7 protein-coding genes are annotated in these 8912 nt (G+C 53.3%); 5 read left to right on the top strand and 2 right to left on the bottom strand.

Going from position 1 to position 8912, the window contains the following annotated elements:
- Window positions 1-212 precede the first annotated feature (212 nt).
- The gene (locus WDJ60_RS18575) at window positions 213-4562 is read right to left on the bottom strand and encodes a PAS domain S-box protein (protein WP_340102259.1); all 4350 of its coding nucleotides are present in this window, start codon (window positions 4560-4562) and stop codon (window positions 213-215) included.
- Between the two features lie 529 nt (window positions 4563-5091).
- On the opposite strand from WDJ60_RS18575, the gene WDJ60_RS18570 reads away from it, so the two are divergent.
- Both WDJ60_RS18570 and WDJ60_RS18565 read left to right on the top strand, forming a co-directional pair.
- Window positions 5092-5304 (top strand): hypothetical protein, encoded by a 213-nt coding sequence (locus tag WDJ60_RS18570; RefSeq protein WP_340102257.1) that lies wholly within the window; start codon window positions 5092-5094, stop codon window positions 5302-5304.
- A 346-nt stretch (window positions 5305-5650) separates the two neighbouring features.
- The gene (locus tag WDJ60_RS18565) at window positions 5651-5965 is read left to right on the top strand and encodes a HalOD1 output domain-containing protein (protein WP_340102255.1); all 315 of its coding nucleotides are present in this window, start codon (window positions 5651-5653) and stop codon (window positions 5963-5965) included.
- Window positions 5966-6051: 86 nt separating this feature from the next.
- On the opposite strand, the gene WDJ60_RS18560 is transcribed toward WDJ60_RS18565, so the two are convergent.
- Window positions 6052-6789: a hypothetical protein gene (locus WDJ60_RS18560; protein WP_340102253.1), complete on the bottom strand. Its 738-nt coding sequence runs from the start codon at window positions 6787-6789 to the stop codon at window positions 6052-6054.
- Window positions 6790-7004: 215 nt separating this feature from the next.
- Here WDJ60_RS18560 and WDJ60_RS18555 point away from each other — a divergent pair, with 215 nt between their 5' ends.
- The 3 genes from WDJ60_RS18555 (at window position 7005) to WDJ60_RS18545 (ending at window position 8633) form a co-directional block, all read left to right on the top strand.
- Window positions 7005-7262: a PAS domain-containing protein gene (locus tag WDJ60_RS18555; RefSeq protein ID WP_340102251.1), complete on the top strand. Its 258-nt coding sequence runs from the start codon at window positions 7005-7007 to the stop codon at window positions 7260-7262.
- Entirely contained in the window at window positions 7168-7977 is an 810-nt protein-coding gene (locus WDJ60_RS18550; protein WP_340102261.1) for a GAF domain-containing protein, read from the top strand. Before WDJ60_RS18555 ends, WDJ60_RS18550 begins: the two co-directional genes overlap by 95 nt.
- Before the next feature lie 167 nt (window positions 7978-8144).
- Window positions 8145-8633: a redoxin domain-containing protein gene (locus WDJ60_RS18545; RefSeq protein WP_340102249.1), complete on the top strand. Its 489-nt coding sequence runs from the start codon at window positions 8145-8147 to the stop codon at window positions 8631-8633.
- Window positions 8634-8912: the final 279 nt, after the last annotated feature.

Below are 8912 nucleotides of genomic sequence, written 5' to 3'. Positions count from 1 at the left end.
TCGCCGCCACCGTTGTTAGAACGGCTGATCGAGGACGCACAGAAAATCCATCAGCAACGACCGATACTGCAAGAGACGCTCGCTACCGCTACGCAACCGAGGTGTGAGGTCTAACTAAAGACGGATGATCTCTCTACTTTCTTTTCGGGGGATCTGTCGTTGAAAGCGGTGTCAGTTGTAGCAAGCGTGGATAGAGATTTCGCAAGAAGAAATTATGGACTCGGCGACGCAGCTGCCGAATCGACGAGCGTGTGAACCAGATAGAGACCCATCCCGGTTCCTTCGCTTTCGAGTCCCTTTGCCCCTTTACCGAAGATTTCCTCTTTTTGCTCGTCGGGGACGCCTGGCCCGTTATCGGCAATCTCGATCAGGACGTGCTCGTCAGCTTCCTCTACATGAATCTCGATCTCCGGGACATCCTTGTCGTTGTGTGCCACAGCATTCGTCAGCAGATTCCGGAACACCGAATCGAGCATCCCGTCGGCATAGATTTGCTCGGACGGAATCGGATCGCAGACTGTCACGACGACTTCCTCGTTGGCGGTCCGAATCTCCTCAATCTGGGTTTCGAGTGTGCGCTTGAGTGGGACCGATTTGACGTCCGTTTCTTCGTGGAGCATCGCTTCCGCGAGATCACGTGCTGTTTTCGTGAGACCGACCGCGTTCTCAGCGTTCTCGAGGACAATCTCGACGTACTCCTTGTGTTTGCCCTCCAGTTCATCCTCGATCATCTCGGCGTACGCGATGATCAGTTGGAGGTCGTTGCGAATGTCGTGGCGAACCATCTGGTTGAGAATATCGAGATTGTCCCTCTGTTCCTCGAGCCGTTGTTCGTATTCGACGCGTTCAGTGATGTCTTGGACGACGCCATCGAGGTATGTCTCGTCTGCTGCCTCGAATTGCATCGCCGTGACCGATCCCCAGAAGGTCTGGCCGTCGAGTGTTTCGAGTTGCATCTCTTTTTCCTTGACGATCCCCTCCTCAAGGATGGCGTCGGAAAATGACTGCCGCGCGTCGGGGTCGGTGTACAGGTCGCGGACAGGAATGTCTAGGAGTTCTTCTGTGGAGTCGGCATCGAATATCTCGACCATCGCCGGGTTGACTTCGACGAATTCGCCCGCTTCGCCAGGAGTATTCCGATAAATCCCCGCTGGTACATTGTCGATGAGTTCCTTGTAGCGTTCGAGTTCCTGTTCGTACTCGACGTGGACCGTTCGGTCACGCCCGATCCCGGCCATGACCGGCTGCCCGTCGGGATCCTCGAACACATTCGCCATGAATTCGTACGGGATAGCCTCACCGTCACTGGTGACAAACTCCAGTTCGACACGTGTCCGTCCGGTTTCGAATGCCTCGCGCACCGCGTCGGCAGCGGCGTCACGATCCTTGCCAGCGAAGAAATCGACGGCGTTCATCGACGAAATCTCAGCGGACGTATACCCAGTCACCTGCTCGAGCGCATCGTTCCACTGGCGCAGATCGCCATCAGGATCGATGACATAGACGACGTCTTCGATTGCATCCAGCAAATCGTCAGTGAATGCTTTCTGTCGTTCGAGGGCTGCCCGCTGATCGAGTTGGTCGAGCGCGACACGTGCGTTCCGGGCGAGGATTTCTGCCACGCGAATCTGGCGCTCGGTGAAATCGACTTCGCCCTTGGCTGCACAGGCGAAAACCCCGTGTTCGCCCAGTGGAAGCACAATCGTCGACTGGAGGGGGACATCAGCCGCCAGCTCTTCCTGTGGGATCGGGCTTTTGACGACAGTCTCATGCTCCTCAACCACGTCCCATATCCAGCTCTCCTCGGGATGAGCTGGGTCCGGTGTGCCGGCCTCCTCAAGCAGCGCCTGGTGTTCCTGGGAGTTTGCCACGAGAGCCAGCTCCGACCCGTCGTCACTGGGATACCAGACTGACGGTAAGGTAAAGTCAAGCAACGTGCTCGCCGCCTCGACAGCAGTTTTGGCGACGGCTGCTTTCGAATCGGCATCGATGAGCTGTCGGGTCGCACCGTGGAGTGCCGAGAGTTGCTGTTCGTGTTCTTTCCGGTCGGTAATGTCCCGGCTACTCAGGAGAATCCCGTCGACATCTGGATTATCGAGGAGGTTTCGTGCCGTGGCCTCGATCCAGCAATAGCCACCCTCGGCACACTCGAAGCGAAACTCCAGTGTCATTTCGCCGTCTGACTCGTCGATGAGAGTGTCGATATTCTCGCGTTGGTCGTCTCGGTCGTTAGAGTGGAGATACTCGAAGCCGTTTTCTCCGATCAACTCCGCCTGCGTATACCTCAGGATGCGTTCGACCGCTGGACTGACATACTCGATTGTCCCATCAGGCGCGATCAACGTCACCATATCGTTTGCACTTTCGAGATATGCCCGGTAGCGCTCGAGTTCCCGTTCGCGCTGCTTGCGATCGGTAATGTCCTGCACGATGCCGACCGCACTGACAGGGTCGCCACGGTCGTCGAAGGTCATATCAGCCTTCTCGCGCATCCATCGGTGTTCGCCATCGCCTGTGACAATTCGGTGTTCAATGTCGTATGGATCGCCCGCCTTGGCCGCTTCCCATGTCTGTGCGACATCCTCCCGGTCGTCGGGATGGACGTACTCCATGAACGTCTCGTGATCGACCGGTCCGCCATCGCCGTCGGCACCCCACATCTCGTAGACCCGTTCGGACCAGTAGATTTCGTCGGACGGGATATCTTTTCGCCACCACCCGATGTCCCCGGATTCCTGGGCCTTCTCAAGGTGTATCTCCCGTTCTCGCCGATCAGTAACGTCTTCGACGACGGTGTCGACGTAGCGACCACTATCATGTGACATGACGATGACTCGCAGCCAGACCTGCTGTCCATCCAGCGTTTCGAACCGTCGCTCGGTCGTGACCCGGGGATTCTCTGTGAGATCGTCAAGAAATGCCATACGATCGTCTTTGTCTGTCCAGAACTCAGCGACTGAACGATCAAGCACATCTGCCTTCGAATCGGCACCGACGATATCAACCAGCGCCTCGTTCACGGCGAGGAATTCACCATCACCAGCCGGATCGATACGGCATACCCCAACGGGAAGGTGCTTCCAGAGGTGTTCATACTGCTCGAGTTCCTGCTCGCGCTGCTTGCGATCGGTCACGTCGATACTGTTGACCACAACACCACCGACGGCGGGATCGTCGAGGTGATTGGCACCGATTGCATGGAGCCAGCGGTACTCTCCGGACGCGCTCTCGAATCGAAACTCGATTGTCCGTTTGGCGCGTGGTTCGTCGATATTGGCAGCGAATGCGTCGGTGACCCGTTCTTGGTCGTCAGGGTGGATATACTCGAACGCATGCTCTCCGAGGAGGTCGTCGGGTTCGTAACCGAGGACGCGCCCAATGGCAGGACTCTGATACGTGATCGTTCCAGATTCGTCGAGTTCGGTGACGATTGCCGAGGAATGTTGGACGAACGCCTCATAGCGTTCGAGTTCCCGCTCGCGTTCTTTTCGTTCCGTAACGTCACGGCAGACGGCGATGTATTGCTCGCCATCGGTACTGTCGGTCTTGCTGACCCAAACTTCGACAGGATACGTTGATCCATCGTGCCGCTGATGTTGTCCTTCAACTTTCAACGGTAGTTCGTCGTCCATGTCCTCCCAGGCCTCGGTAAGGAATTCGCGGTTGAACCCAACCTCGAACTCCGAGACATCCATCGAGAGTAACTCCGCGCGAGTGTACCCCAGTTCTTCGACAATCGTTTCGTTGACATCGAGAACGCTCCCGTCGGCATTGTGCACCACGATGCCATCGGGCGCTTTGTCGAACAGTACACGGAGTCTGTTCCGTCGCTCGGTCAGTGCTGTCTCGTAGTGCTGGCGTTCGATTTCGTACCCTACCCAGTTGGCGAGTGCCTTGACAGTCGCCTGGTGGAGGTCTCCCACCAGTCCCTGTCGTGGTTGCTCGTCCGCGAGACAGAGTGTGCCGTATGGTTCGCCATCGACGATGATCGGTGCGCCCACATAACAGCGAAGCCCAAAGTGTTGGTACGCTGGGTCGTCAGCCAACCCCTCGTCGGGCGCATCCTCAACGACCACCGGTCGGTCCTGCTCGATTGTGCGTCGACAATAGGTCCGCTCTAGTGGGTCGGTCGCTCCTGGCTGGATTGCGTCATGGTCCCCCGTCGCCGCCAGAATTTCCTGCATCCCATCCTCGATTCGTGTGGCGTATCCGATCGGAAAGCCCATCTCCTCGGTGGCAATTGTCAGAATCCGATCGAGTTTTGCTTCGAGGCCGAGTTTGAGTGAACTCGTGGCTTCAGTTGCTGCTGCTAGCGTGTTCGCTGCCTGTGCGGCCGATTGAGCCGACTCTCTGTCGATGCCTGGATCGGTTGTCTGCTGACTCGCAGTGATTGCCGTTTCAATACGATGCGCAACGATTTCCCCATGTTCTTGTAAGTCAGTCGGCCGAACGTAATCAAGCACCCCTGGCTTGAGTTTGTCCTCTACACCGGGTTCGGGCCCATCGGCAATACTGAGAACGATTGGACAGTCAGGAAATCCGTTTCTGAACTCGGCGACCAATGTCTCAATATCCGTACTCTCAGAAACACCCAAAATACAATCAAATTCTCTCTCTCTTCCAATTCAAGTGCGTCATCGGGGGTTTCCACTTTGGAAATCTCGATTCCGCGTTTGACCATCGCCTCTCTCGTGGCTGGTGGAATCTCCTCGGCAGATATTAAAAGCTGAGTTCGTGTCATACTAAGAGTGAAGTTAAAATCACATAAAATAGGAACGATTATCGCCTATTAGAATTGATTCGCTTAGGAGTAATGGGTGTTTGTTCCGAACCTCATACTGGTTCTGGTGGCATGACTAGAGTAGTCACTGTTCCAGCCTCGAAAAAGTGTGTCAGAGAACAGTTCCCACGAATTCTTCAGCGGCTTCTAGTTGAATCAACTGGTAGGTAAGCGTGTATAATAAGTAAAAAACTGAGGAGGAGAAGAATAGCATCACAAGTATTAACTATAATGAAAACTAGAGTTTAGTTCTATACTATTCATTGAGAATCTATGATATGTTAATAAGCCTTCTCGGAAAAATAGTACATATGGAAAATACAGCCATCAGACGAGCCATCGAATTAACGGAGGGTGTATTGGAAGATACAGACAATGATGAGTACAAATTCAAACTTCGAACTGCCATTCAATTACTTGAGATAATTGAGGAGAGACACGACGTGACTAGTGACGTGCTTGCAGATTGTAACCTTGACGAGCAAGTTCAGGCAAATCTGCAAGAATTAGGATATCTGGAGTGAAAGTATATAGGTCCAGAGTTCGAAACAGCGGAGTGCTACGTCGGTCCGCATACAGTCGTCAGTCTGCATCATAGACGCATCGGCTTGACGTAGCCATCCCACCCCACCCACACACCGTTTCCCAATCGAATTAACCCCACCATGCCTGCGACCCACCCCAGGCACGGGACGGTTTTTAACCCACTGTGGCACTCACTCTCGACTTATCCGATAAATCGCTCACTCAGCGCGCAGATTCATCATAGTTGATTGTGAATGGTGTGACTATTATTCGGCCGACACAATTCGTTTTTTATCCATTTGGAATTATACCAACAATTAAGGCACCTGTTTGAATATCACAGGTATGGATCAGCAGTTGGCATTGTCATATGAGTGTACACCGGTTTTGGAGACAAATGTTGCTTCGGATGACCGATCGCCCTCTGTAGCTATTGTCGAGATAATCGCCGATTTCGAAGTGACTGATCCGGTGAAGCTGCCTGCTCTCGCGGACACTATCGATCCAGACGTGATCGACACTTTCGTGGCTTCCACAGAATCTGATACGGTGGGTGCCCTCTGTTTCACCTACAGCGACTGGAACGTCTTCGTACGTGCCGATGGGACGATAGTTGTTGCTGACCCCCGTAAGATGAACGCGTCGACACCGCTGTTCTGAATGTGCGATATCGAGGTTCTACTGAGCGGATTCCGGTGGCAGAGGGGACTCTCTTTAGGTATTGTTCGGAGGAGGCCGCCGTCGATTCACTGACTGGGAAGACTCGTTACGATCGATTCGTAGATGGCGGATTCTAATCCAGTGTGTCGGTAGCCCGCGGCGAGATTAACATCGACAGCCCAGAACTGATTCTCGTCATCTTTAACGAAGTCGACACCGACCCCATGGAGGTTGGCACGTTCGACGAGGTACCGCAACCGGGATGTAAGCCTCGGTCTGTCGCGTATCCGTCTCAGGAATCGTTTCGAACCGTGTAACTTCGAGGTGACGCACCTCCCCGCCGTCTGCACTCGTTTGCCATCATTGACCGCGTAGTACTTGTAATCAATTGGCTCAGTAGGGATTAGGTCTTGATAGAAATCCCCCTCTCCGTTCAATTCCGGATCGCCATCCCAGATATAGGTGTCTTTGGCGACGTATTCCCCCTCTGGTTTCTCAAACGTTACCGACGGAACGAGAAATCCCACCGATTCAAGCGCTTTCAATCCGACCAACCGCGAACTAAACGCGATCGTCGCAGGGAGATTGTTCCACAGAGGGATGCCCGTTCGACGAGCATATCTGAGCGTGGGGAGGACGTGCGGGAAGACCTGCTTGTTGACGAGTAGCGAAAGATCAGTGATGTGGCTGGAGGAGAGGTCGGATTGCGGATCGAAGAACTTGACAGTATACCCTGCATCCCGAAGTTGGTCGGAAACCGCAGCGAATACTGGCTGATCATCAGCACAGAGGATTCCAATACGCCTGTCTCCAGATGTTCTCATAACCCACTGTTATTTTCCAAGCAGAATAGGAATTTGGCCGGTTATTTCGCCGCCTGCCAGACGTAGTTCGTATCTGGGAGGAACAGAGCCGTGTCTCTGTGAGATAAGCAGGCAAATTGTGCCCATCTAGTGGCTTCCCATTTTTGAGGGGTGGTCACCTCTCACAGGTATCCAGGCCAATACGTTGAACAATATGGGCAAACAATCAGCATTCGATGGCTGATGGAACCGACCCCAGTACTACGGTGCCTGGTCAACGCGTGGAGCTGATTTCCCGCGCGATCGACGCAGCACCGGTCGGTGTGATTATTACGGACCCAAGACAGGAGGACAACCCCATTGTGTATGCGAACGCCCGATTCGAAGAACTCACGGGGTATCCGGAAGCCGAGATTCTGGGGCAGAACTGCCGATTCTTGCAGGGGGAGAAGACGTCTCCCGAATGTTGCAACCCTTTGCCAGGCAATCGATAACGCAGAACCAGTCTCGGTTGAACTTCGGAACTACCGGAAGGACGGCACTGAATTCTTGAACCACGTCAAAATCGTACCTGTCGAGACTGAGGCTGGAGAGGTCACTCACTTTGTCGGTTTTCAACAGGATGTGACCGCTCGCAAGGAAGCCACACAGACGGTCAAACAGAGCGCGCAGTTCCGGCGAGAGCTTCACCAGATCACCTCTGCCACAGATCGCTCTCTCAACGAGAAAGTCAAGCAACTACTCGAATTAGGATGCGACCGACTTGGCGTCGAGAACGGCCATATCGTTAATATCGACGCTGACCGGGGACACCACACCATCGTGCAAACGGGTGGGTCGTCGTTTGTCCAGACCGGGACAGTCACCAACCTGAGCGAAACATTCTGTCGAAAAACCATCCAACAGGACGGTATTTTAGCCATCCATAATGCACCTGAACAGGGATGGAAAGATGATCCAGCCTACCAGAAATGGGATATTGGCTGTTATATCGGTGCCAAACTGCTGGTCGAAAACACCGTGTATGGGACGGTCTGTTTTGTCAACCAGGACCCACGCGACACCAGTTTTTCGCAGGTTGAACGGATCTTTGTCGATTTGCTGAGTCGCTGGCTGAGTCACGTGTTCGAGCGTCGAACACACGAGCGACGACACGAGTTGGATGCCCAACGGTTAGATATATCCAAAATGAAGTGTCCCCACCAGTAACGACTTATCAGACAAGTCGAGAATCGGTCAATACAGTCTACTTATATTTCACTCAGTACCCCCTCCCTTCCATACTACTCTGTTGATAACCACAATAAACTATACACTAATTTTGGTGAGTTTTAATCCCAAGCATAAATTTCAAGCATGTGGAAAATAATCAGAAAATGGTGCTTAGTACACAGGATACTGCTCCTGATTTTGAGTTGCCGGGAACAGCGGGAACGGATATTTCGAAGTACCGTCTGCAGGAGTACACGACTGAGGGGGCTGTCGTCCTGGTCTTCTACCCGTTCGATTTCAGTCCCGTCTGTACTGAGGTTTTGTGTACATTCCGGGATTCTGAATTTCTGACGTTCACCGATGATATTGACGTGTTTGGGATCTCGCTCGATGGCTGTTATGCCCACCAGGAATTCATCCAAGAGTATGACCTCGCATTTCCACTTTTGAGCGATACGAAAGGCCGTGTCACCGAGCAATATGGCCTCGCCTACGACGAGTGGGAACATCACGAAGGCGTCCCAAAGCGAGCACTTGTGACGATCGACGACTCGAATACGGTTCAGTATATGTGGCACACGGAAAATGCATACGACAGTCCCAGTCTGGAAACCCTCCACCAGACTATCCTTTCACTGACTGACGAGGACTAGTATGTCTGTCCACCGCTGCCCAAGTGTGACAACCTGGTTAAAGTCGTCGTCAATGGGGAGCGGTGTCCCTTCTGTCAAGAGGACACGCTCTCGAATGTAGTCGGTTTTTGGAACACGTCGTAAAATAGTCACTACAGTAGGTTTACTGAGTACTCAGCTTTGAACGTTGAAGTAGGAGCGTGACGTAGGCGGTAGCGAACACGGATGATGCCGATTACGGACTTCTTGTCGTGCACGCACGTGTTCGACGAGTTTGAGTCGTTGTCATCTGCGCAATGT

Origin of the sequence: Salinibaculum salinum, from assembly GCF_037645885.1 — an archaeon.
Taxonomy (GTDB): Archaea; Halobacteriota; Halobacteria; order Halobacteriales; family Haloarculaceae; genus Salinibaculum; species Salinibaculum salinum.
Note: the sequence above shows the minus strand (reverse complement) of the source record. Positions and strands in the feature narration are given on the sequence as shown.